The organism is Snodgrassella alvi, from assembly GCF_002777855.1.
Taxonomy (GTDB): Bacteria; Pseudomonadota; Gammaproteobacteria; order Burkholderiales; family Neisseriaceae; genus Snodgrassella; species Snodgrassella alvi_E.
In genome coordinates this window covers 495,385-520,393 of the sequence record NZ_MEIK01000034.1, presented here as the reverse complement: position 1 = coordinate 520,393, position 25,009 = coordinate 495,385, and the positions used below count along the sequence as shown (strand labels likewise).

Below are 25,009 nucleotides of genomic sequence, written 5' to 3'. Positions count from 1 at the left end.
TTGGATTAATTATTTTAATGTGTTTCTGAAACGGCTTTTTAAATTCGGCTGTTACTGTATTTATTGTTTGTATTTAAGTTAACTATTTCTAGGTTTTACTAGTTTTTTTGTGATGTTTGTAATTAGCTGCAAATTCTGACTATATCTATTGCGGGCTTTTGGTTGTCTCTCTAAGATAAATCACTGAAGGATAAGTGTTTTATATAAAAAATTTTAAGCAATAATCAAACAGAACGGAGATGGTTATGAATATGAACGATAATGGATTTGTAGATAAAGCCAAAGGTGAAGTAAAAGAAAATGTGGGTAAGGTAGTTGGCGATACTAAGACTCAGTCTGAAGGTATTGTTGATAAAGCCGTTGGCAGTGTAAAAGATGCTGTGCATGATGCAGCTAATGCTATCGATAATGCTGTGGATTCCATTAAGAAAAAATTTCAGGATTAATTCAGAATCATGTTTTTCAGGCCGCTTTTTAGCGGCCTTTTGTTTTTTACTTAAATATAAGTTAATTAGATTTATATATTGAATAAGCTTTAATTTAATGGCTATGATATTTAATTGTTTTCTTGTAAAGAAAATATGAATTTGGTTCTAGATTGATAATAAATTTTTTTGCTTAGGTAGAAGATGCTAGTCTGTGCACTGAAAGGATATGGGAGAAGTGCTTGGTGGATATTAAAGTATTGCGTTATTTTCTGGCACTGACTAGAGAAGAAAGTATAACAGCCGCAGCTGATTACCTGCATCTTACTCAGCCTACGCTGTCGCGCCAGCTTATTGAGCTGGAAGAAGAACTAGGATGTACTTTGTTTATACGTGGCCGCCGACGAATTACGCTGACGGAAGAAGGCATACACTTGCGCCAACGTGCTGAGCAGATACTGGAGCTGGTACACAAAACGGAGTCTGAGTTTCATCATTTAGATAAAAGTCTGCACGGAGATATTTATATTGGCTGTGGTGAAACGGATGCGTTAAGACCGGTTGTAGAGGTAATCAAGATGATGCAGAAAGATTATCCTCGTATTCGCTTTCATATTTTCAGTGGTAATGCCAATGATGTAACTGAGCGGTTAGATAAAGGATTACTTGATTTTGGTGTATTAATTGATCCAGCGCGTGTGGATAAATATGATTCGATCTGCTTGCCGCAGAAAGACAGATGGGGTGTGCTGATGCGCAAAGATAATGCACTAGCTGAACGCGATTTTATCCAACCGCAAGATTTATGGGGACTGCCGCTGATTATGTCGCGCCAAAAGTATGTGAGTAACAGTATAGCTAGTTGGATAAAAAAAGATTATGACCAGCTTAATGTGGTTGCAACCTATAACTTGATTTTTAATGCGGCGCTGTTGGTTGAGCAGAATGTGGGCTATGCTTTGTGTTTGGATAAATTGATTAATACTAGTGGAGACAGTGTTTTCTGTTTTCGGCCGCTACATCCGCTATTGGAAGTGGATGTCAACATAGTGTGGAAAAGATTTCAATTGTTTTCAAAAGTTTCTATGCTGTTTTTGCAGCGTTTAAAAGAAGTTTTTTCTATTTAGTGCTCTGTTAAATGGCTTTTATTGTCAGTCTCTGCCTACATCTTTAGTTTTAATCAAAGATGCAGGCAAAATAAATATATTCAAACTATTTTGAATTAGCTGTTTTTATATTGGCTGATTAAAGGTTGGTTTTGAAAAAAGAGGTTAGTTTGGCGAAGGGAATAAGGTTAACGCGGTCGTATAAATCTACATGGCCAGCATTTTTTACGTAATACAGCTCTTTGGGTTCGGCTGCGCGGCGGTATGCATCTTCGCTGAATTCCTTAGAATGGGCTTTATCTCCTGTAATGAATAACAATGGACGTGGTGAGATGGTTTCTATGTCATTAAAGGGGTAAAAATTCATGAATTTGGGGTTGCTGCTTAGGGTGGGGTGGGTAGTTAAATCTGGTTGTGAACCGGAAGGTGTATACTCACCACGAGCAGTACGGTAAAAATCATAAAATTCATGAGCTATTGGGCTGTCAGAAGCAGTGATTTTTCCTTTATTAATGGTGCCTCCGGTATACTCGATTTTTCCGCCAGTAAATTCAATGTAGCGTTGTTCTGCAGCTTGCTGGATGATTTGTTTTCGCTTTTGCAGGGTAAGTGTATGGTGCAAACCGTTGCGGGTTGCTGCACCCATGTCGTACATGCTGACTGTGGCAATGGCTTTGAGGCGAGGATCAATTTTACCGGCGCTGATGGCAAAGCTACCGCTGCCACATATGCCGATGACGCCTATTTTATTGCGATCTACAAATGGCTGAGTGCCTAAGAAATCTACTGCGGCACTGAAATCTTCGCTGTACATATCAGGTAATACGGCATTGCGAGGATGTCCATCACTTTCACCCCAGAATGATAAATCGATAGAAAGCGTAATAAAGCCTTGTTCGGCCATTTTAGTGGCATATAAATTGGCACTTTGTTCTTTGACTGCACCCATTGGGTGGCCGACAATTATTGCGGGGTATTTTTGGCCGGTAATGATACTTTTTGGAATAAACAGATTTCCGGCAACTTTCATTTGGTACTGATTAAGAAAAGTTACTGGTTGCCTTGTAACAAGATTACTTTGATAGAAATTATCTGTCTGACTGTACATATCAGCTCCGTTAGATAGTGAAGATAGCATTGATAAAAATATTAGATTCAGTAAAGGTAGAAAATATTTTCTAAAATATAAATAAACGTTTCTCATGAGTGTATATCTTTGCTGGTAATCAGAATTAGGGTAGTTGGTTTGTGGTGGTATGCGTTAATAATGTCATACTGGTCTGAATAAGAAACAATGCCACGATGAAAATCAATGCCGATATCAAAAATATGCCATTGATACCATGATGGTCATAAATACTTCCACCGATTGCGGCGGCTAAACCGATGGCAAACTGAATAGCTGCAACTGAAAGGCCGCCCATCATTTCGGATTTATTGGCTAATGTGATGGCTATCCAGGTGGACCAGCCAACAGGTAGAAAACCAAACATAAATCCCCAAGCTACGACTAATGCTGAATCGGTTGCCGGATTATTGCTGCTGGAAAATAAACTGATGGCCAGGATAAAAAATATTATGTGGCTGATTATCATGGCCGATTTAAAATAGTAATGCATTATCCAGCCTGCAATCATTGTCCCAATAAAGTTTCCTATAGCAAATAGTAGTAATAACATTGATAAGGTATTGGCGGGCAGAGAAAGAGTATGCTGAAGAAAAGGTCTTAGATATGTAAAAAAAATGTGATATCCACCATAACTGAATATGGTGGCTAGCATACCGGTGCTTACCCATGGCTGTTTCAGCAGCAATATCATATTTTTAAAGTTGCTATCAGTTTGGGGAGCTAACTGTGGCAATGAGAAGAACTGCCAAATAAATGCAATCGCAGCTAAAAGTGCTGAATACAGAAAAATACTTCTCCAACCGATTAGGTTGCCCAGATAACTGGCCAATGGCAGGGAAATGATGGTTGCTACAGATACACCGGCATAAACGACGCTAAGAGCACGTGAAACATTCTGTTTAGGAACCAGCTGCATGGTTACAGCGGAAGATAGAGACCAGAAACTGCCAACACATAGTCCTAGTATGCTACGCCCAATTAATAATAGGATGTAGTTTGGTGCAAAGGCAATCAATATATTGGCTATGATTAGCATTAGAGAAAGTGTTAGTAATACTTTGCGTCTATTTATATTTCCGGTAATGCTAGATAGAAACAAACTGGACAATACGGCAAAAATACCTACTGCGGTGACGGTTTGCCCGGCCATGCCTTCAGTAATATGTAGGGATTTTGCTATAGGGGTGAGTAGGCTTATGGGAATGAATTCTGCACTTATAAGACTGGTGACGCCTAGAAATAGAGAAAATACGGCAGACCATTGGGCTTTTAATGGTGATAAATTGATTTGTGACTGCATTATTTTAATTCTCCTTTTCGTTGCTAATTGTTGTAGATAGGTATTTATTTCATTGGCATAATTAATATCTATAGCAGTTTTAAACTTATTGGTATAACTTTGTTTTAAAAATTTCTTTTACCAATCATTGGTTTTTTATGATTTGAGAAAGTATAGGTATCTTAAATTTATATGTAAAATACTTATGCTTTATGGTGATTCATGCTTTTTAGGCATAGATAATGGTATTTTTGAATGGAGTTAGCTTAACTGAGTTTGGTAAATGATTTATATAGAAAAGCTAGCTTCAGTAGTGAAATCTTTAAAATAATATTTTATTCTGTAGTTTGTGTATGTAGATTAGTTTTTTATTATAGGTTTTGTTTTATTCCAGTTTACTATTTTAATTAAAAATAAAAGCCTTGTAGAACAAGGCTTTTGAGTTAAATTAATTGTAATTTGTGATTATTCCCATTCGATAGTAGCAGGTGGTTTACCGCTCACATCATAAACTACGCGATTGATGCCGCGCACTTCGTTGATGATGCGATTGGATACGCGACCCAGTAAATCGTAGGGTAAATGTGCCCAGTGAGCGGTCATGAAATCGCTGGTAATCACAGCTCGTAAAGCAACTACATATTCGTATGTGCGGCCATCGCCCATGACGCCTACGGATTTTACTGGCAGGAAAACGGCAAATGCCTGACTGGTTTTGTCGTACCAAGATACGCCGTCTTCGTCGCAGGTGTTGCGTAATTCTTCGATAAAGATATGGTCGGCACGGCGCAGTAAATCAGCATATTCGCGTTTTACTTCTCCCAGTATTCGCACGCCTAAGCCGGGACCAGGGAAGGGGTGACGGTATACCATGTCGCGTGGTAAACCTAAAGCTACACCCAATTCGCGTACTTCGTCTTTGAAAAGGTCTCGCAGTGGCTCGAGTAGTTGCAGGTTGAGGGTTTCAGGTAGTCCACCCACGTTGTGATGGCTTTTAATGGCATGTGCTTTTTTTGTTTTGGCTCCGGCACTTTCAATTACATCTGGATAAATTGTGCCTTGAGCCAGCCATTTGGCATTTTGACGTTTGCCGGCTTCGTGCTGGAAAACTTCGACAAATTCGGCACCGATGATTTTACGTTTGCGTTCTGGGTCGGTTTCACCTGATAATTTGGATAGAAAATCGGCAGAAGCGTCTACGTGAATAACGTTTACGCCAAGATTTTTTCCAAACATATCCATGACCATTTGAGCTTCTTTATAGCGCAGTAAGCCATGATCTACAAAAACGCAAGTTAGCTGGTCTCCGATGGCGCGGTGAATCAGTGCTGCGGCTACAGATGAATCAACCCCACCAGAAAGCCCCAGAATGACTTCATCGGTCCCTACTTGTTCACGAATCTTGTTGACTGCTTCTTCAATGTAGTTTGGCATTGTCCAGCTTGGTTTGGCCTGACAAATATCCAGTACGAAGCGATTGATTAATTCACGCCCTTGTTTGGTGTGGGTTACTTCTGGGTGAAACTGTACGCCGTAAAAGTGTTTTTGCGGGTTTTCAATAATGGCATAGGGGCAGCTCGGGGTGTGGCCAATGCTTTTAAAGCCTACCGGCAGTTTGCTGACTTTATCACCATGGCTCATCCACACATCCAGTGTGTTGGGCTGGTTGTCAAAAATGCCATTGGTGAATTGGCTGTCTTCTGTGTGCACCTGAGCATAGCCGAATTCGCGCTGGTCGCCACCGCTCACTTCTCCGCCCATGGTATGCGCCAGCCATTGCATGCCGTAGCAAATGCCGAGAATGGGAATGCCGAGATTCAGAATTTCCGGATTGGCCTGATAGTCTGATTCGTAGACTGAATTGGGGCCACCGGACAGGATAATGCCTTTAGGGGCAAATGCCTTGATATCGGCAATGGGCATATCAAATGAATGTAATTCACAATAAACATGAGCTTCACGTACGCGCCGGGCGATGAGCTGGGTTACTTGTGAACCAAAATCGAGAATTAAGATTTTATCCTGATTCATGCTAGGCTCTTGACGGGTGTTTGGATATAAAGCGCGTTATTTTAACACTTTTCGGTTTTTATTTCTGCTTCTGCCTGACATGGGGAGGAGGCATGTTTTGAAAATATGCAATATTTTCTGATAAGATTGATTAATATGTTTATTTTAATGCTGATGCGTTTTGGGTAAGGATGTTTTGCTGTTTGAATCTAATTTTGCTGTTTTTTCAATTGTTCTCGTCTGTCTTTTGCTAGTACCTTCAGTACATTGATAAATCGTCTCTGGTAGTCGTATTTCTCGCTGGTACCAAATAATATTTTTCCGAATTCCATATAAAAATGTACGTTATCTTTAACTAGCGTATTAGGAAAAAATGTCATGCTGAATTCGATAGAGATGATTGAGTTATCGCTGTTTTTAAGTGTTCTGATGTATTCAACAGATTTAAGGTAGCTGATATCTAATTTTAGTTTCTCTATGTAAACTGCCTTAGTGGTGAAGCGAACTTGTTTAATGTTGTGCCGTTTGTTTTTATATCGTCTGAAGAGAAAAAAGGTACATATGAGTGCTGATGTAAAAAACAATAAACTGCCCGTTTCATTGTGTCTGGTTAATACATCCAGCCCGCACACCAGTGATATAAATGCACATACGCAGCAGGCAAACAGATAAATTCTGGCATAAGCTTTGGAATTGCAGCGCCATTCCTTCATTACTTTTAAAATTGCTTGCTGATCATTCATGCTTGTACCTGAAGTTGTTTATGCGGTGAAAGGTATTGTTAATCGATACAAAAATCCAGAATTTTTTTCCAATGATGTTTATTATTTCAGTGACACGTGCACGTTTTTTAGTTTTAAGCTGGTTATGAAAAGAGCGTTGCCAATATGTACTGCTGTTTCAAGAGAAGAGGTATGTGAAGCTTTCAACGTTATTTTAACTCGTGAGATTATTAAGAAGTGCTCAGCGTTGGTGGTTGCCTACGTTGTTTTATTTGATTTCCTGAGGACTGCTTTTTATTACCTGAAAACAGCTGATAGATGGCCACAGTTGATATTCTGATAAAGGAGATTATTTATGTGTGGATTGATGTATTGGCTTTACTTTACCAATGATATTTTCATAATTTCTCGCTTAGTCACTTAAAATATATATTAAATTGATTTGATTGAGGTATTTTGATTATCCAATATATTTTTTATTTTAATATGAGTTAACATTGTTTTATAAGAGGGATATTTTATAAATTAGGATATGTTAAACCGCTGAGAATTATTACGAAATTCAAATCAATTAAAAGAAATTTATTTTGGCTTTTTTATGCGGAAATTTATGAAAAAGGGAAATTGTGTTGATTCAATTTCCCTTGTAAAGATTTTATTTTATACATAAATCAGCGAGCCTGTTTCATGAGCCGCTGTTTTTCGCGGTTCCAGTCTTTTTCTTTGCTACTCTGGCGTTTGTCGTGCTGTTTTTTACCTTTGGCTAAACCCATATCGATTTTGACATAGCCATGGCTGTAATGCATGTTTACGGGAACAAGGGTATAGCCGCTGCGTTCTACTTTACCAATCAATTTATTGATTTCTGATTGTTTCAGCAGTAGTTTACGCTGCCGTACTGGATCAGGTTTAACGTGATTGGACGCTGTGGGTAATGCGGTGATGTGGCTGCCTACCAGATAGAATGCACCTTTTTTCCATTGAATATAGCTTTCTTTGATTTGCACGCGGCCGGCACGGATGGCTTTGACTTCCCAGCCTTCGAGGACGATACCGGCTTCTATTTGCTCTTCGATAAAGTAATCGTGAAAGGCTTTTTTGTTATTGATTATGCTCATGATGATTTCTGCTATGCTGTGTTTTCGTGGGTATTTTAGCAGAAAGTGATGCTTTTGAAGACTGATTGACGCTGCGGCAATGTGAATGTGGCATTAAAAAACCGATTGAATCAATCGGTTTTTTATTTGTATCAGTTTTCTATTTCTTGCCGATGGGTTTCAGGCAGTAATAGTACGGCAATGATGCTGAGTAGGCAGGCGGCTATGAGAAACCAGCCAATGTAGACACTACCTTGTAAACCGTATTCTTTAACAAGTGATGCGGCGAGAAAAGGAGTGAGTGACCCACCCAGTATGCCGCCGAAGCTAAAGGAGATGGCCGCTCCGGTATAACGTACGTTGGTTGGAAAAATTTCTGGCAGAAACGCGGCCAGAGGTGTCCATAATATTCCCATGATAAAGAGGGAAAAAGACAAGAATACAGCTGCTACTATGGTGCTGTTGTTGTTGATTAAATCGCCATAGAAGAGACCAATTATGATGGTGATGATGCCTCCTATCAGAAATACGGGACGACGGCCGATTCTGTCTGACAGCCATGCAGAGATGGGTGACCCTATGGCCATGAATACGATTGCCCCCATTAAGATGGATAGGTATTCGATTTTGTTAAATAAAGACGTACTTTGCCATGGGTGTGTGGTGGTGGCGTATTGTAGTGAAAATACGGTGGTCAGGAAGAATAGGGTGAAGCACGACATAGCAGCCAGAGAACCAAGAATGAGCTGTTTGTAATGTTTGCGAACGGTATCATTCAGCGGCACTTTGACGTGATTTTGCTTGGCAACCATGTTGCGGAATGCTTGGCTTTCAATAATAGACATGCGGACATACATGCCGAGACCAACCAATACGATGCTTAGTAAAAACGGAATGCGCCAGCCCCATGCCATCATTTGATCGTTGGTTAGATGCTTGGACAGTAGTATGAATATCAGGCTGGCTGTAATGAAGCCGATAGGAGGCCCTATTTGCGGGAACATGGCAAATAAGGCGCGTTTGCCTTTAGGTGCATTTTCTGTAGCCAATAAGGCGGCACCGCCCCATTCACCGCCAAGTCCGATGCCCTGACAGAAGCGCAGGACGCATAAGCATAATGGGGCGATAAAGCCAGCTTGCTGGAATGTGGGGAGAATACCAATTAGGGTGGTACTGATACCCATGATAAGTAAGGATGCGATAAGGGTGGTTTTACGTCCGACTTTGTCGCCAAAATGGCCAAATAATGCGGCACCAATCGGGCGGGCGATAAAGGCGATGCCGAAAGTCAGAAAGGACGCCATAGTTGTGAGGGCTTTGTCTTGAATTGGAAAAAACAGGTCACCCAGTACCAAGGCGGCGGCCAGACCGTAGATATAGAAGTCGTAAAACTCAACGGCGGTGCCTACAAGGCTGGCGATGGCGACTTTGGTAGGCGAGTTTTGTGTTTTTGCGGTTGCAGTAGCTGACTGCGATGCGGGGGTATTGGTCATATTTATTTTTGGTTGAAAGGGTTAAAAAAAGCTTGTATATGGAAAATGCATACACAAGCTTTTGCTTTAAATCAAGCAGACTGCTGCGGCTGATTAGTTTTTGTCCTGATCAACCAGTTTGTTTTTGGCAATCCATGGCATCATGCTGCGTAATTGGTTACCAATAATTTCAATCGGGTGCTCGGCATTTTGGCGGCGGCGGGCTGTCATGGAAGGATAGTTGGTAGCACCTTCGACGATGAATGATTTAGCATAGTCGCCATTCTGAATGCGTTTTAATGCTTCACGCATGGCTTGGCGGGAGTGCTGGTTAACTACTTGTGGGCCGGTAAAGTATTCGCCGTATTCTGCGTTGTTGGAAATGGAATAATTCATATTGGCAATTCCGCCTTCGTAGATGAGGTCTACAATCAGTTTCATTTCGTGCAGACATTCGAAGTAGGCCATTTCTGGAGCGTAGCCGGCTTCTACCAGCGTTTCAAAACCGGTTTTGATTAATTCAACCAAACCGCCGCACAATACGGCTTGTTCGCCAAAAAGGTCGGTTTCGGTTTCTTCTTTGAATGTGGTTTGAATTACGCCGCCTTTGGTGCCGCCGTTGGCAGCAGCATAAGACAATGCAATGTCACGGGCACGGCCAGTGGCATCCTGATGTACGGCAATCAAGCTAGGTACACCGCCGCCTTTGAGGAATTCGCTGCGTACGGTATGGCCTGGGCCTTTAGGAGCAATCATCACCACATCCAAATTTTTAGCTGGAATGATTTGGTTGTAATGAATGTTGAAACCGTGGGCAAAGGCTACGGTAGCGTTGTCTTTGAGGTTGGGGGCAATTTCGTTGATGTATACGGCAGGCTGAAATTCATCTGGGGTAAGTATCATTACTACATCAGCGGCTTTGGTGGCTTCGGCTACTTCGCGTACATCATGGCCGGCATTAACTGCTTTGTGCCAAGAGTTGCCGTTTTTGCGTAAGCCGACGATTACATTAACGCCTGAATCTTTTAGGTTGGCTGCGTGTGCATGTCCTTGTGAGCCATAGCCGATAATGGCTACGGTTTTGCCTTTGATTAATGAAAGGTCGGCGTCTTTATCGTAATAAACTTGCATTGTTATTCCTTTTGTTAAAACTTTGTGTCTTGGTTATGTTCATGTTTCGGCCTGATGCGGCCGAAAGTGTTTGGGTTTGTGCTTAAATGCGTAGCATGCGTTCACCGCGGCCAATGCCGGCAGCTCCGGTACGGACGGTTTCTAGAATCAGTGTTTTGCCTACAGTGTCTAGAAAGGCATCGAGCTTGTTGCTGGTACCGGTGATTTCTACAGTATAGGTTTTGTCGGTCACGTCGATGATGTGGCCGCGGAAAATATCAGCTAGGCGCAGGATTTCATCGCGGTCTTTGCCGGTGGCACGTAGTTTGACCAGCATGAGTTCACGTTCGACATATTGGCTGTCGTTTAAATCGATTACTTTGATAACCTCAATCAGTTTGTTGAGCTGTTTGGTTATTTGCTCCATGACGTTGTCGCTGCCACTGGTAACGATGGTCATGCGTGATAAGGTTCTATCTTCTGTTGGGGAAACAGATAAGGAATCGATGTTGTAGGCACGGGCTGAAAATAGGCCGACTATACGGCTCATCGCACCAGATTGATTTTCCATCAGAATAGATAAGATGTGTCTCATGATGCGCTCCGGCTATTCTGCTCGCGCTCGTTGGCAGCTGTAGCTTTGATTTTATCCATATGTGGTGGAAGCACCATCTCATCCAGACCTTTGCCGTTACCTACCATTGGGTAGACATTTTGGGTGCGGTCGGTAATGAAGTCCATAAATACTAGACGGTCTTTCAGAGCGATAGCTTCTTTCAGTGCACCTTCTATATCCGCAGGTTTTTCAACCCGAATTCCGACGTGTCCGTACGCTTCCGCTAGTTTGACAAAATCTGGCAGTGAATCCATGTAGGTTTCGGAGTAACGGTTTTCGTAGTAGAGCTCCTGCCACTGTCGTACCATGCCGAGAAAGCCATTGTTGAGGTTGATGACCTTAATGGGCAGACGGTATTGGTAGCAGGTGGAAAGTTCTTGAATATTCATTTGTATGGAACCTTCCCCAGTGATGCAGAATACATCTTCTTCCGGCCGCGCCAGTTTGGCACCCATGGCATAAGGCAGTCCTACACCCATGGTACCTAGTCCGCCTGAATTGAGCCATTGACGGGGACGTTGAAACGGATAGTACTGTGCAGTAAACATCTGATGCTGGCCAACGTCGGAGGTGATGAGGGCGTTGTTACCTGTGATTTTGGCTAGTGTCTGGATGACTTGTTGTGGTTTGATGTATTCATCTGCGCTTTCAAACCACAGGCTGTTGTGACTGCGCCAGTTTTCAATGGATTTCCACCATTTTTCCAGAGCGTTGTTGCTGAATGCCAGATTTTGTTTTTGCCACAGGGCAAGCAAATCTGCTAATACGTTTTTAACGTCGCCAACAATCGGTACATCTACTTTTACGCGTTTGGCAATACTGGAGGGGTCGATATCGATGTGGATAATTTTTTTGCCATCATCGGTGAATTTGTCCGGTACGGAGATAACGCGGTCGTCAAAGCGTGCCCCAACGGCTAGTACAACATCGGCGTTTTGTAATGCTAAATTGCCTTCATAGCTGCCATGCATACCTACCATACCGAGAAACTGGCGGTTGGTACTGGGAAATGCACCCAGCCCCATCAAGGTGGCAACACAGGGGGTACCGGTAGACTGAATGAAATCAGTGAGTACGTTGCTGGCATTACCTAATACCACGCCGCCGCCGAACAGTACTATTGGGCGTTTGGCTGCGGCCAGTACTTGTGCAGCTTTTTTAATCTGGCCGGTGTGCCCATGGGTTACGGGCTGATAGGAGCGGATGTTGATGTCTTCTTGTGGATAGCTGAATTTGGCCATTGCCTGTGTTACATCTTTGGGCACATCAATCACGACTACGCCTGGGCGGCCTGTGCGGGCAATCTGAAAGGCTTTTTTAATGGTTTCAGCTAGTTCGCCAATATGGGTAACTAAAAAGTTATGTTTGACACAGGGGCGGGAGATGCCGATGGTGTCTACTTCCTGAAAAGCATCGGAACCAATGGCAGGTGTACCTACCTGACCGGAAATAACCACGAGTGGGACAGAGTCGGAATTGGCGGTGGCGATACCGGTGATGGCATTGGTGGCTCCTGGGCCGGAAGTAACCAGTGCGACGCCTATTTTTTCACCGTTGCTGGCACGTGAGTAGGCATCAGCCGCATGTACGGCAGCCTGTTCGTGTCTGACAAGGATGTGGCGAAATTTTTTTAATTGAAAGATGGCGTCGTATATTTCGAGAACTGCTCCGCCGGGATATCCGAAAACATATTCTACATTCTCGGCTTTGAGACTCTGCACGAGTATTTGTGCACCTGAAAGTTGCATATCAACCTCTTATGTTCTGGCTGTCCGACTGACACGTAACCAATGCATCTGCAATCCGGTAAGATTTAACAAATGCGAACAGCGATTTGGGGTACGCGAACGCACTTATTGTGATGAACTGTTGGTTCTGCGTCCGGTAGTCGGATGAGCAGGTTTGGGTTAGCTAAATGAGTGTTTAAGATAAAGCAGGTGTTGATGTTAAGCAAGTGCTATTTTTGTGAAGTTTACTCCTATTTTGAAGTTAAAATTTTATTTTATGCTTTAATTTTTTAGTTTTGTGCATTTTTATGCTTTATTTGGACAAATTTTATGTATTTTCTGAATTAATTTGTCCAAATTTAAAGAAATTATTTGTTTTTGTAAAATTTTTAATTTTAGACTTATTGTCCAGTTAATAAATGATGATGTGGGCTCCTGCCGCCTGTGCTATCTGCATGAGTGTGGTGGAGTCCATGTAGGCATGGGCGAGATGTGAAATGTTGGCAACGATGGGTAGATGGGTAATTTTTCTGGCTTTAACAATGGCTTCTACGTCAAGGCGGTAAGGGGCATTGCGCTCAAGGCTGAGGGTGCCTGCTTCTCCAAGCATAAGGTGGTGGTTACCTTTTAAGGCGATGTGCTCAGCAGCTATAAGCCAGTCATCGACTTGATGATGTTTGTCTTTACACAATACGACAGGGATATTTAGGCATCCCACTTCGTTGAGCAGGGTACGGTTAGACATGAGTTCGCCGCCCAGATAAATGATGTCGGCCTCTGCTTGTAAGGCTGGTTCGAGCTGGCGCACGTCTCTGATGCGTAGCCATACTGATTTACCTGCCTGATGGGCACTGGCTATCTGTTGCTGCATATTGGTTCGCGGTTGAGATGGTGGGGTATAGGGTGAGGCCGCTTGAAAAAAGGGATCGATGAATATGTTGATGTTTTCTGGCAATTGTGAGTTGGTTACGCTGGCTACCAATTGATGATGGTTGCCGCCAAGCTGCTGTCCGCGTACGGTAATGACGGTGTCTTCGGCTTTGGTCTCGCGGCTGATGATGCGCCAATCCTGAAGTACGCGCATGGCTTTTTCTACTCCGGCTAGTGCTTCCAGTTCGCGTGGTTCGAACACTCTTTCGTCGCCAACTGCGCCAATAATAGTGCGCTCTTCTCCGCGCGAAATATGCTCGTGCAATCCGCGCTCACGAATGTAGCTGATGACGCTGTTAATCTGTGTTTCGGTAGCCTGACGCTGCATTACTATAATCATGTTGGTTGTCCTTATGAAGGGTGCTTTGATTGTCAGTAAAAAAAGACAGGCTGGCAAGTAGCTGGTAGGTGCGAACAGTGACTATGTAGACGATTCTGTGCCAGAAACAGGTTATGGTAACACTACAACAATGATAGTAAACTATTGTTATTAATGAAAAGTGTGTATATTTTATATGTTAACTTGCGTGATGAAATTCTGGTGGGTTTCATGATGTGAGGCCAATAAAAAACAGTACATTCAGGGACAGATAAATGAAAACAAGAAGGCTGTTGTTTGTGTTGGTGGTATTGGTTCTGGTGGGTGTGGCGGTTTGGATAAATATACGCAGTCATGTGTCTTTACCGGATGGTTTTGCAGGCGGAAACGGACGCATGGAGCTAAAACGGCTGGATGTGGCGACACTTTATTCTGGACGAGTAATTGAAATGAAGGTGGATGAGGGGGATGTGGTAGCCAAAAATCAGGTTTTGGCTGAACTGTCTTCTGATCAGACCAGTAGTAAGCTGGCGGCCGCGCGCGCAGACAAGCAACGTGCGCTGGAAAATGTATCTAAGGCTGAGGCGGAAATTGCTGCCCAGCAACAAGCTCATAAAGTGGCGCAGATGGATCTGGACAATGCGCGCCAGCTTAAATCGGATGAATTGGTGTCTGCACCTGAATTACGCCGACGTCTGGCGGAACGAGATGCGGCAATTGCCAAGGTTAAATCGGCGCAGGCAGCACGAGCTGAGGCGCTTGCGGCAGTGAATCAGGCACAGGCACAGATTGATGCGACATTTTCTGCTAATAACGATATGTTGATTCGGGCACCCAAAGCAGGTCGAGTGGAGTACCGGATTGCTGAAGCGGGCAATGTACTGGGTGAGGGGAATAAGGTTGTTTCTTTGCTTGACCCGACTGATGTAACTTTGTCGGTATATTTGTCTACGGATACGATTGGTAAGCTGAAACTCGGTGATGAGGCAAGGATTGTGCTGGATGGAATGGATGCAGTATGGCCAGCTAAAGTGGATTTTATTGATTCTAATGCGCAGTTTACGCCGAAATTTGTGGAAACGCTGAATGAGCGGCAGAAGCTGATGTATAAGGTAAAACTGAAAATTCCGGCACAGGTGGCGTTGCAGTATAGCGGTTTGCTCAAGGGCGGATTAACGGGTAATGGCTATATCCGTTTTGATAACAATAAAGCATGGCCGCAGCAGTGGCAGGTTAAATTACCTAATTTAAAACCAGCAGCCAAGGGTGCCTGAAATGGAGAAAACTGCCAGAGAGCAGGCTGATACAGAGGAAGATTGGGCAGTTGATTTACGCCATGTGTCACATCAGTATCGGCAGACGGTGGCATTGCGCGATGTATCTTTGCAAATCCGCCGCTGCGCAACGGTGGGACTGATTGGACCAGACGGGGTAGGTAAATCTACTTTGCTGTCTTTGATAGCAGGTGTAAAGATTATCCAGCAAGGTGATGTGCTGGTTTTTGGTGAAAGTATGGCGTTGAAACACAGCCGCCAATTGCTAAGTCACCGGATTGCCTTTATGCCACAGGGGCTGGGACAAAATCTGTATCCAACTTTATCAGTGAATGAAAATGTGGATTTTCATGCGCGGCTATTTGGTTTGCGTGGTGGGGAGCGTAAGCAGCGGATTGCTCGTTTGTTGCAGGCAACCAGATTGGCTCCGTTTGCCGAACGACCAGCTGGTAAGCTTTCCGGTGGGATGAAGCAAAAGCTGAGTCTGTGTTGTGCGTTGGTACATAATCCGGAACTGCTGATTCTGGATGAGCCGACTACTGGTGTGGATCCATTGTCGCGGCGGCAGTTTTGGCAACTAATTGATGAATTACGGGTAGAAAACCCGGATATGACTGTAATTGTCGCTACCGCCTATTTTGACGAGGCCAAACGCTTTGAATATCTGCTGGCTATGGACGATGGTCGTCTGATTGTTAATGCTCCTACGCAGCAGGTGCTGGAGGATACGCATACGGATACGCTGGAACAGGCGTATGTGAAAATGTTGCCTGAGGCAAAGCAAAATAAAGGTGGCAGTTTAGAGCTGACGCCGTTTGTACCAGACAAAAATTCACCTCCGGCAATTGAGGCTAAGGAATTAACTAAGCGATTTGGCGATTTTGTAGCTGTTAATAATGTAAGTTTTACTATTGAACGGGGCGAAATTTTCGGTTTTTTGGGCTCTAATGGCTGCGGCAAATCAACTACGATGAAAATGCTTACCGGCTTGCTGGATGCCAGTTCTGGTAGTGCTAAGCTGCTGGGTAAAACTGTTGATGCTAATGATATGACGACGCGCATGAAGATTGGTTATATGTCGCAGTCGTTTTCTTTGTATGAAGAATTGACGGTGCGGCAAAATCTGGTGCTCTCTGCCAAGCTGTATGAAATGGATACAAATCAAATTGAATCGGCGATACAGGAATCGTTGCAGCAGTTTGATTTACAGGAATTTGCAGATACGCAACCGAGTGAATTGCCTTTAGGTATTCGTCAACGTTTGCAACTGGCTGCTGCCTGTTTGCATCATCCACAAGTTCTGATACTGGATGAGCCTACCTCTGGTGTGGATCCTGTGGCCAGAGATATGTTCTGGCATCATCTGCTGGATTTATCACGCCAGAATCGTACCACAATTTTTGTATCTACCCACTTTATGAATGAAGCGCAACGCTGTGACCGCATATCGTTTATGCATCAGGGGCGGGTGCTGGCAATTGGTACACCACAGGAGTTGTGCGCCAATAAACAAACAGATGATCTGGAAACTGCTTTTATTGATTATTTACAGGAAGCGGTAGACAAAACAGAGAATAGCGTGCCGCAGTTAAATTCAGAACAGAAGAAACAGCAGCAAACTGCAATGGCGCCAGCTGTGGCTGAGAAGGCTATGAATGCGGACAGTGTTTCTTACTGGTTTCGGACAGTATGGACGTTTGCAGTACGTGAAGGCAAAGAGCTGATGCGAGACAAAATTCGCCTATTTTTTGCCTTGTTTGGACCGGTGGTGCTGATGATGATGGCGGCGTGGTCTGTATCCTTTGATGTGGAACATGTGAAATTTGCGGTAATGGACCGTGACCAGACGGTGGAAAGCCGTGCTTTAGTCGAATATTTCCGTGGTTCGCGTTATTTTACTTTTACCGGCACGCTGCACAGTGCAAATGAAATTGATGAAACGTTGAAGGTATCTAAGGCGCGTCTGGTTATTGATATACCGCCACATTTTGGCCGTGACTTACTGCGCGGAGATAAGCCGGAAGTTGGTTTTTATGTTGATGGCACGATGCCCTTTATGGCAGAAAACATTAAAAGCTTTATTCTCATGATACTGGAAGGTTATGCAGCGGCGGAATGGGCACAGACGGGTTTACCTATTTCGCTTAAACCGGCAGCACAGATTGCACCTCGTTATGTCTATAATCAGGATTTTAAAAGCATTTTTGCAATTACACCCGGTATGATTATGATGGCGATGATGCTAATACCGGTGATGATGACGGCGCTGGGTGTGGTGCGGGAGCGAGAAATTGGTTCGATTACCAATTTATACACTTCGCCGGCTTCGGTAAGGCAGTTTCTGATTGGCAAGCAGATTCCCTATGTTGTGGTTTCTTTTATTAGCTATTTGATTCTAGTGTGGCTGGCGGTGGTGGTGCTTGGTGTACCAGTACGTGGCAGTTTTATAGCTATGAGTGTAGGGGCTCTGGCGCTGATTTGTGCAGCCACAGCTTTTGGTTTGCTTATTTCTAGCTTTGTGAAGTCTCAGGTGGCGGCAATTTTTGGTTCGGCCATTCTGTCGCTGATTCCGGCGCTTAATTTTTCTGGCTTGCTCTATCCGTTGTCTACACTCACCGGTATTAATTACTGGCTGGGCTGGAGTTTCCCCACAGCATGGTATCAGCTAATTAGTCTTGGTGGTTTTACTAAAGGATTGGGTTTTCTGGATTTTGTTAACTACTATCTTGTTTTGCTGGCATTTTGTCTGGCGTATGTGTTTTTAGCCGGCTGCTTGTTGAAAAAGCAGGAGGTGTAGATGCTGCAATGGTTTAAAAATGTCTGGGTGCTGAGTGTCAAGGAGCTGAAAAGTCTGCTAAGTGATGTGGTGCTGATTGCGCTGATGGTGGTGGTGCTGTCCGTGGCTATCTATACAGTGGCTACCAGTATTTCTACTGAGGTGCGCCATGCTTCTGTAGCGGTGATGGATGCAGATCACAGTGTGTTATCGTACCGGATTCGGGATGCGCTGCTGGAACCCTATTTTAAGCAGCCGGTAGAAGTAAGACGCGAAGATATTGATGCGGCAATGGATAAAGGGGATTATGTTTTTGTTCTCGATATTCCGGCTAATTTTGAGCGGGATGTGGTGGCTGGCAGATCGCCTACTATTCAGGTTTTGGCTGATGCAACGTCGGTAACTCAGGCTGGTATTGGCTTTAATTATTTAAGTCAGATTATTGATGCGCAAACGCGTTCTTTTTTACGGCAACAGTCGGCCGCTACTTTTTCACCTGTCACGCCAGTGATGAATGTCCAATTTAATCCCAATGGCGAATCGGCGTGGTTTATTGCAACAATGAATGTGGTATCGAACTTAACTTTGTTGGCAATTATTCTGGTAGGGGCAGCGGTTATTCGTGAGCGCGAACACGGCACGATTGAACAGTTATTGGTGATGCCGGTACGTCCTAGTGAAATTGTGATGGCGAAGATTTTTGCTAATGGTGCTGTGATTTCGGTGGCTTCGCTGTTGTCGCTGTGGTTAGTGATTGAGGGATGGCTGCATATTCCGATTAACGGCTCGGTGTCGTTGTTTAGTCTGGGTATGTTTATTTATTTATTTTCGGTGGCTTCGCTGGGTATTTGGTTTGCCACGCTGGCGCCGACGATGCCGCAATTTGGCTTGCTGTGTTTGCCGATATATGTGGTGATGCGGTTGCTTTCTGGTTCGGAATCACCTTTGGAAAGTATGCCGGCTTTTTTTCAGTATATAACGTGGTTGTCACCTGAAACACAATTTACTCAGTTTAGTCAGGATGTGTTGTTTCGCAATGCTGGGCTGATGACCGTATGGCCGAAAATTATGATGATGTCCATTATGGGCGTGCTGTTTCTGGCCTTGGCACTGTCACGTTTTCGCGGCATGCTGGCGCAGCATTCTTAATGTAGATGTCGTAGATTCAGGACAAATGGAAATGAATAAAACGTGGTTGGCAGTAGTACTCGCTTTGGGTTTACTGGCAGGCTGTAGCCGTACCGATATAAAGGTGAGGTCTACAGTGGGTATTCCTCAACAGTTTGAGCAGAATGCTGCAGCACGGGGAACAGCAGATATCAGCCGCTGGTGGCAGAGCTGGCCTGATCCGGTATTAAACGACCTGATTGAAATCGGTTTGAAAAACAATCGTAATTTGGCTAGCATGAAAGACAATATGCTTGCAGCGCGAGCCAGTGCAGCCATGGCTGAAGCGGATTTGCGCCCACAAGCTGGAGTAGAAAGTAGTGGCGGCCTGCATCGATATAATGGTGACAATACTCTGAAAGATCTGAATTTGCCTTTGATTGGCAATACTCGTGATTATTTACAGGCTGCAGGCTCGCCTCTGGGTGCCAATCGCACTCGTTTGCATGGCAATAGTGTGCAGGCAGGTTTCACCGCCAGTTGGGAACCTGACGTGTTTGGACAGAAACGCAGTGACGCTGATGAAATGCGATATCTAAGCCTAAGCGCGACTGAGCGTTGGCATGGTGCGCAAATGATGCTTAGCAGTGAGATTGCAGAGAATTATCTGAAAATGCGAGCCATGCAGCAGCGGGCAAAAATAGGCGAACACAGTGTGGCGACGCTGAAACAGTTGCAGCGCTATACACAAGGTCGTTTCCGTGCTGGGCAGGCGACGGCTTATGATGTGAGAGAAGTGGCCGCCAAGTTGTCTTCGATGCAGGCGCAGATTACTACTTATCAGGCTCAGGCTGAAGTGTATCAGCGCAATATAGCGGTTTTAACAGGTCAGGAACCGCAAGGTTTTGTCATTGCAGCTGCACCAGTGGATATTTTGCAGCAACTTCCCGCTGCGCCGGCCGGACAACTGCCTCTAGACGTGATTACGCGTCGACCAGATATTCGCACTCAGGAAAATATGGTGAAAGCAATGAGTGCTGGTCTAGCCAGTGCTAAAGCTGATAGGTTGCCACGATTCAGCCTGAATTTTTTATGGCAGACAGGACAAATACATTTAAATAGTAATACTTCATATTTAAAAAATACAGGCGGGTTACTAGACGCCAGTATGACGATTCCGGTATTTACTGCCGGACGGATTAATCACAATATCGAAAGAGCAGACGCTCAGCTACAGGCTGCAATTGCTGAATATGATCATCTAATTCTTCAAGCTTTAGCTGAAGTGGATAATGCCTATCAGATGCAGTTTAGTCTGTATCAGCAGACGAAGTTGATACATCAGGCACAAACTCAGGCAACCAGTCAGGCTGGCGCCGCTGAAAAGTTGTTTCGCTTTGGCGATATGACGCTCGATCGCAGTTTGCGTGCACGCCTGAATGCCGAGGATATTGCTGACAAGCAAGTGCAGGTAAGGCTAGAAGAGGCACGTAATCTAGTGAATTTATATAAGGCACTGGGAGGAGGCTGGCAAAGCAGTGAGGAGGAATGAGCATTGTGCTGAAATGCAAATGCTGTATATTCAAAATTAAGTGTTGAAGATGTCGCATTATTAGTTTACTCGCTAATGCGACGTATGATTTCTGTAAGAATATTGTTTAATATCTATATTTTCTGCTTCGGGAGCCATGCATGCAGCTATGTTTTAATCGATCAATGATGCGACAAGTGCTGATGTTGATGGCATTATTCGGGCTGGCAGCTTGTTCTACACTACGCTATCAGCCTGTAGCTGTAATAGATGATGTTAGTAAGAACCCAGACGGCTATCGTTTGCAACGCGCTCTACTTAATAATAAAGCGGATAAGAAAGATGATGTAATCGGAATTGTCATGCTGTCCGGTGGGGGGACACGTGCGGCTGCTTTCGGCTATGGCGTGCTTGAATCGCTGAAAAAACAACAGGTCAAAATAGATGGCCGGCCTAAAAGCCTCTTGGATACGGTAGATGTGGTGTATGGGATTTCCGGTGGTTCTATCCTGGCTACTTATTTTGGGCTGCATGGATCGGAAACCATTCCAAAATTCGAGCAGAATTTTCTCAATTTGAATTTACAGAAAATGCTTATTGGGCAGTTATTCTCGATGGCAAACTGGTCAAGGCTTGGTTCACCAGAATTTGGCCGTGGAGATTTATTGCAGGAGCAGCTGGATTTACACTTATATCACGGGGCAACTTATGCTGATTTGAATAATAAGCGGCAAGGGCCGTTTGTAGTGATTAGTGCTACTGATATGAGTCTGGGCAGCCGCCTGGATTTTACCCAAGAATATTTTGATTTACTTTGTTTGGATCTGACCGATTTGCCGATTGCGCGCGCGGTGGCTGCTTCCAGTGCAGTACCGCTCGTCTTTGCTCCGGTAACTTTAAATAATAATGGTGGCAACTGCCACTATCATTTACCGGATAACTTAGTTGATAGTAATAATGTTGATGCTACTGGGACGACCTCATTCCGAGCGCAGACTAGAGCCGTATACCGTGCCAATTTGAAGCAGTATCAAGATAGCCAGAAGCGCCCATATATTCACTTGTTGGATGGTGGGCTGACCGATAATCTGGGTTTGCGCAGTCTGCTGGATGCCACGGAGCTCTATAGTAATAAAACTTTATATGACCGGCTGGAGTCGGCGAAGATTCATAAAATCATTATTATTAATGTGAATGCACAAACTCTGCGCAAAAATTCCATAGACAGTAGTGCTAGTGTTCCAGGTACAGCTGAAGTTGTGCGAGCACTTACTAGTATTCCGATTGAAAAATATTCAGAAGATACGCAGCATCAGTTTCAAAAATATGTGGATTGGTGGAACGAGAGCCGCAGTGAAGGTACACCACAGGTATATTATGTAAGTGTGAATTTGTTGGATATGCCGCCATCACCGCTGCGGGATAAAGTTATTCATATTCCGACAACGTTTTATTTAGCACACAGTGAAGTTAATAATCTGCGTAAGGCTGCCAAACTATTACTAGTTCAATCTTCAGAATATCAGCGTCTGATTAAGGATATTGGGGTAGCACCTAATACCTCGACACCTGAACCATTTACTTTATATGGAGATGATGTTGCTGCTACTCAGTCAGACACTGATGAAGAGTCTGCTACAGATGCAACCGGTACCGATGCAGTTGATAATGTGCAGAATCAAGTAAGTGGTGTGGTCAATTTTATTAATACTGAAGCTGTACCTATATTGCGCTAACAAGGTATTTGCTTTGAAAGATAAGGTTCGGCAGATGTAATAAATGCTGGATTTGATTTATATTGATTAAAGCCTGAGATTTTTCTCAGGCTTTTGTTTTATCTTGCCACCATACACCCAAAATAAATGCACTTGCTGATGTGCAACCACTGAAAAAGAAGAATGAATGATCTGGCTTTATAAAAATAATGTTATTTCTTAATTGTTTATTTGTATTTTATGCATTGATTAAAGCAGATTTTGATAAGAAAAATCGCAAAAACGAAGGTATGAAAAACGATTAAGGGGTTTTGGTTAAATTTATGAATATAATTGAAATGAATTTCTTTTCAATAAGCCAAATTTTTTTAATATGCAATTTTTGTTAATTTTAATGGCATTTTTTTTAGTTTAAAATCTTTTTTTGTGGTGAATTGGCTACAGAATCAATCAAAAATAAAGGAGTTGTTAATTAAGATTCCTATTATCATTTCAATATGTTAGAGATTATCAATTGTATTTGAGATGACATTTATATATCTTAATAAATTATTATGCTTTTTGGCTAAATATATTTAGTAAGAAATGAAATATTTTATTGTGAGTAGTAATACATATTTATTGAATATTTCTAACTTAAAATTCAATAAGCATAATTAAAATATAATAATATTTATTTATGAATGAATTTATCTGAACAATCTCTTAACTTTTTGCTTATAAATCAGTGGTTGCGCGCTTTTAATTTCGCTTTTTGGAAAGTGTGAAATTGCTATTACATAGTAGTTAAATGTGATTATTTGATTTAATTTTATGCAATAAAAATTAACAAAATACTAAAGTTATCAATTATTTTCATACCTATTGAAATTAAGACAAAAATTAAAAGCACACAAGCGCACACTAGCTTTCGTTCTTTCAGGAGAAGGTAGACATATGTTGAATTGGGTTTTGACTAATATTCAGGAATCGCCGGTTATTCTGCTGTTTCTGTCATTAAGTCTGGGCTACTTACTGGGCAGTATTCGTTTCGGTAAGTTCCAGCTTGGCGGAGTCGCTGGCTCTCTGTTGGTGGCAGTGGTTTTAAGCTTGCTCAATGTACACATTGATTCTGGTCTTAAGGCATTGCTGTTTACTTTATTTATTTATGCTGTGGGTTATGAAAGTGGTCCCCAGTTTTTCCGTTCACTAGGTGTAAAAACCCTGCGTGAAATCTTTTTGGCTTTGTTCATTGCCATTACTGGTTTTATCACGGTGATGATTATGGCACGCCTGTTCCACCTGGATAAAGGTCTGGCTGCTGGCCTTGCTGCCGGTGGTTTAACCCAGTCAGCGATTTTGGGTACTGCTGCCGATGCCTTGACACATATGGGACTGCCTGCTGATCAGTTGCAGCAATTACAGGCTAATGTGGCCATTGGCTATGCGGTGACTTATATCTTTGGTTCATTAGGCGCGATCATTATCTGTATGAACTTGCTGCCGAAAATCATGGGTCGTGATATTCGCGATGATGCAGTAGCTGCTGAAGCTGAACAGCTGAAAGGTGCAATGGCACTGGAAGGTAATCAGGGTATGGCGATTACGCAGATGGTAGGTCGTATCTATGTAGTGGAAAATGACATTCAGAAATCCATTAAAGATATTGAGCTGGACAATCTGGGTATTACCATTGAGCGCATTAAACGTCACGGTAACTTAATTGATTGCACACCGTCTACAGTGCTGAAAAAAGACGACATCATTCTGATCGTAGGCCGCCGTGAAGCAGTGGCTGCTGTTAGCACATTGTTTGGACGTGAGCTGGATTCTGAACAGGGTCTGGAAGTGATTGTGGATACTAAAGACGTGGTCTTCCGCAACCCTGATTATGCCAACAAAACCATGGCTGAAATCCGTTCCAAAGTGCATTCCAGTGACCACGATTTTGAAATTCAGCATGGTATTTATCTGATTGCTCTACATCGCAACGGTGAAAAATTGGATGTAACACCGGATACCGAATTCAAACTCGGTGATGTGATGACCATCTATGGTTCTACCAGTGATATTAATCGTGTTGTTCATATTATTGGTGCGCCAATTACAGTGAACAGTAAAACCGACTGGGCTTATCACGGTCTGGGTGTGGTACTTGGCCTGATTATTGGCTGGGTGGTTGTCCGTGTAGGCAATATCCCGATTACGCTTGGTGCAGGTGGCGGTGCGCTGTTGTCTGGTCTGTTTTTCGGCTGGTTACGTGCTCGCAAGCAGACATTTGGCAATATGCCGGTAGCTGCTTCCCAGTTCATGAAAGATTTCGGTCTGGCTGGATTTGTGTCTGTAGTAGGTTTGCAGTCTGGTTTACAGGCAATTACCACAATTAAAGAACATGGCCTGACCCTGTTTTTGATTGGTGTTGTGGTAACACTAGTCCCGATGATTCTTGCAATTTTCTTTGGTCGCTATGTGCTGCGTTATGACAACGCTGCAATCTTTGCCGGTGCGCTGGCTGGTTCACGTAGTGCTAATCCTGCATTTGGTGAAGTATTGGATAAAGCAGGTAATGCCATTCCGACTACTCCATTTGCCGTTACATATGCATTAGCCAATGTGTTCCTAACACTGTTAGGTCCATTGATTGTGGCTCTTGTTTGATATGTGCTTTTAACTTCTTGAGGAAAA

General features: G+C 43.3%; 18 protein-coding genes. 8 read left to right on the top strand and 10 right to left on the bottom strand.

Annotated features, from left to right (window positions below; genetic code table 11):
* The first annotated feature begins 245 nt into the window (after nucleotides 1-245).
* Nucleotides 246-446 (top strand): CsbD family protein, encoded by a 201-nt coding sequence (locus BHC43_RS08160; protein ID WP_218965425.1) that lies wholly within the window; start codon nucleotides 246-248, stop codon nucleotides 444-446.
* A gap of 224 nt (nucleotides 447-670) precedes the next feature.
* On the top strand, nucleotides 671-1,552 hold the full coding sequence (locus tag BHC43_RS08155; protein ID WP_100157096.1) for a LysR family transcriptional regulator: 882 nt from the start codon (nucleotides 671-673) through the stop codon (nucleotides 1,550-1,552).
* Nucleotides 1,553-1,670: 118 nt separating this feature from the next.
* Here the strand turns inward: BHC43_RS08155 and BHC43_RS08150 are convergent, their stop codons facing one another.
* The 10 genes from BHC43_RS08150 to BHC43_RS08100 all read right to left on the bottom strand — a co-directional run bounded on the left by BHC43_RS08150 (nucleotide 1,671) and on the right by BHC43_RS08100 (nucleotide 13,963).
* The gene (locus tag BHC43_RS08150; protein WP_218966481.1) at nucleotides 1,671-2,639 is read right to left on the bottom strand and encodes an alpha/beta hydrolase; all 969 of its coding nucleotides are present in this window, start codon (nucleotides 2,637-2,639) and stop codon (nucleotides 1,671-1,673) included.
* Between the two features lie 124 nt (nucleotides 2,640-2,763).
* A complete protein-coding gene (locus BHC43_RS08145) occupies nucleotides 2,764-3,960 on the bottom strand; it encodes an MFS transporter (protein ID WP_100157046.1) in 1,197 nt (398 codons plus the stop codon).
* Between the two features lie 444 nt (nucleotides 3,961-4,404).
* A complete protein-coding gene (gene guaA, locus BHC43_RS08140; protein WP_100152663.1) occupies nucleotides 4,405-5,970 on the bottom strand; it encodes a glutamine-hydrolyzing GMP synthase in 1,566 nt (521 codons plus the stop codon).
* Between the two features lie 188 nt (nucleotides 5,971-6,158).
* A complete protein-coding gene (locus tag BHC43_RS08135; RefSeq protein WP_100157045.1) occupies nucleotides 6,159-6,692 on the bottom strand; it encodes a hypothetical protein in 534 nt (177 codons plus the stop codon).
* Between the two features lie 650 nt (nucleotides 6,693-7,342).
* Nucleotides 7,343-7,789, bottom strand: a complete 447-nt coding sequence (gene smpB / locus BHC43_RS08125; RefSeq protein ID WP_037405662.1) for an SsrA-binding protein SmpB — start codon at nucleotides 7,787-7,789, stop codon at nucleotides 7,343-7,345.
* A gap of 131 nt (nucleotides 7,790-7,920) precedes the next feature.
* Nucleotides 7,921-9,261: an MFS transporter gene (locus BHC43_RS08120; RefSeq protein ID WP_100157043.1), complete on the bottom strand. Its 1,341-nt coding sequence runs from the start codon at nucleotides 9,259-9,261 to the stop codon at nucleotides 7,921-7,923.
* A gap of 93 nt (nucleotides 9,262-9,354) precedes the next feature.
* Entirely contained in the window at nucleotides 9,355-10,371 is a 1,017-nt protein-coding gene (ilvC, locus tag BHC43_RS08115; protein WP_100140560.1) for a ketol-acid reductoisomerase, read from the bottom strand.
* Between the two features lie 82 nt (nucleotides 10,372-10,453).
* A complete protein-coding gene (gene ilvN, locus BHC43_RS08110; RefSeq protein ID WP_100140561.1) occupies nucleotides 10,454-10,945 on the bottom strand; it encodes an acetolactate synthase small subunit in 492 nt (163 codons plus the stop codon).
* On the bottom strand, nucleotides 10,942-12,714 hold the full coding sequence (gene ilvB / locus BHC43_RS08105) for a biosynthetic-type acetolactate synthase large subunit (RefSeq protein WP_100152660.1): 1,773 nt from the start codon (nucleotides 12,712-12,714) through the stop codon (nucleotides 10,942-10,944). The genes ilvN and ilvB overlap by 4 nt, the downstream gene beginning before the upstream one ends.
* A 391-nt stretch (nucleotides 12,715-13,105) precedes the next feature.
* Nucleotides 13,106-13,963 carry a chorismate mutase gene (locus tag BHC43_RS08100; protein WP_100152659.1) on the bottom strand — a complete coding sequence of 286 codons (858 nt, stop codon included), beginning with the start codon at nucleotides 13,961-13,963 and terminating at the stop codon, nucleotides 13,106-13,108.
* 254 nt (nucleotides 13,964-14,217) lie between these two features.
* Between BHC43_RS08100 and BHC43_RS08095 the strand changes: the two genes are divergently transcribed.
* The 6 genes from BHC43_RS08095 to aspT all read left to right on the top strand — a co-directional run bounded on the left by BHC43_RS08095 (nucleotide 14,218) and on the right by aspT (nucleotide 24,982).
* Nucleotides 14,218-15,216: an HlyD family secretion protein gene (locus BHC43_RS08095; protein WP_100157042.1), complete on the top strand. Its 999-nt coding sequence runs from the start codon at nucleotides 14,218-14,220 to the stop codon at nucleotides 15,214-15,216.
* Nucleotide 15,217: 1 nt separating this feature from the next.
* Nucleotides 15,218-18,013 (top strand): ribosome-associated ATPase/putative transporter RbbA, encoded by a 2,796-nt coding sequence (gene rbbA / locus BHC43_RS08090; protein WP_100157041.1) that lies wholly within the window; start codon nucleotides 15,218-15,220, stop codon nucleotides 18,011-18,013.
* Entirely contained in the window at nucleotides 18,014-19,141 is a 1,128-nt protein-coding gene (locus BHC43_RS08085; protein ID WP_100157040.1) for an ABC transporter permease, read from the top strand. It begins immediately after the preceding gene.
* 31 nt (nucleotides 19,142-19,172) lie between these two features.
* Nucleotides 19,173-20,651: an efflux transporter outer membrane subunit gene (locus BHC43_RS08080; protein WP_100157094.1), complete on the top strand. Its 1,479-nt coding sequence runs from the start codon at nucleotides 19,173-19,175 to the stop codon at nucleotides 20,649-20,651.
* Between the two features lie 140 nt (nucleotides 20,652-20,791).
* Complete coding sequence (locus BHC43_RS08075) at nucleotides 20,792-22,366, top strand: patatin-like phospholipase family protein (protein ID WP_100157039.1); 1,575 nt, start codon at nucleotides 20,792-20,794, stop codon at nucleotides 22,364-22,366.
* Nucleotides 22,367-23,281: 915 nt separating this feature from the next.
* On the top strand, nucleotides 23,282-24,982 hold the full coding sequence (aspT, locus tag BHC43_RS08070) for an aspartate-alanine antiporter (protein ID WP_100140569.1): 1,701 nt from the start codon (nucleotides 23,282-23,284) through the stop codon (nucleotides 24,980-24,982).
* The last annotated feature ends 27 nt before the right edge of the window (nucleotides 24,983-25,009 follow it).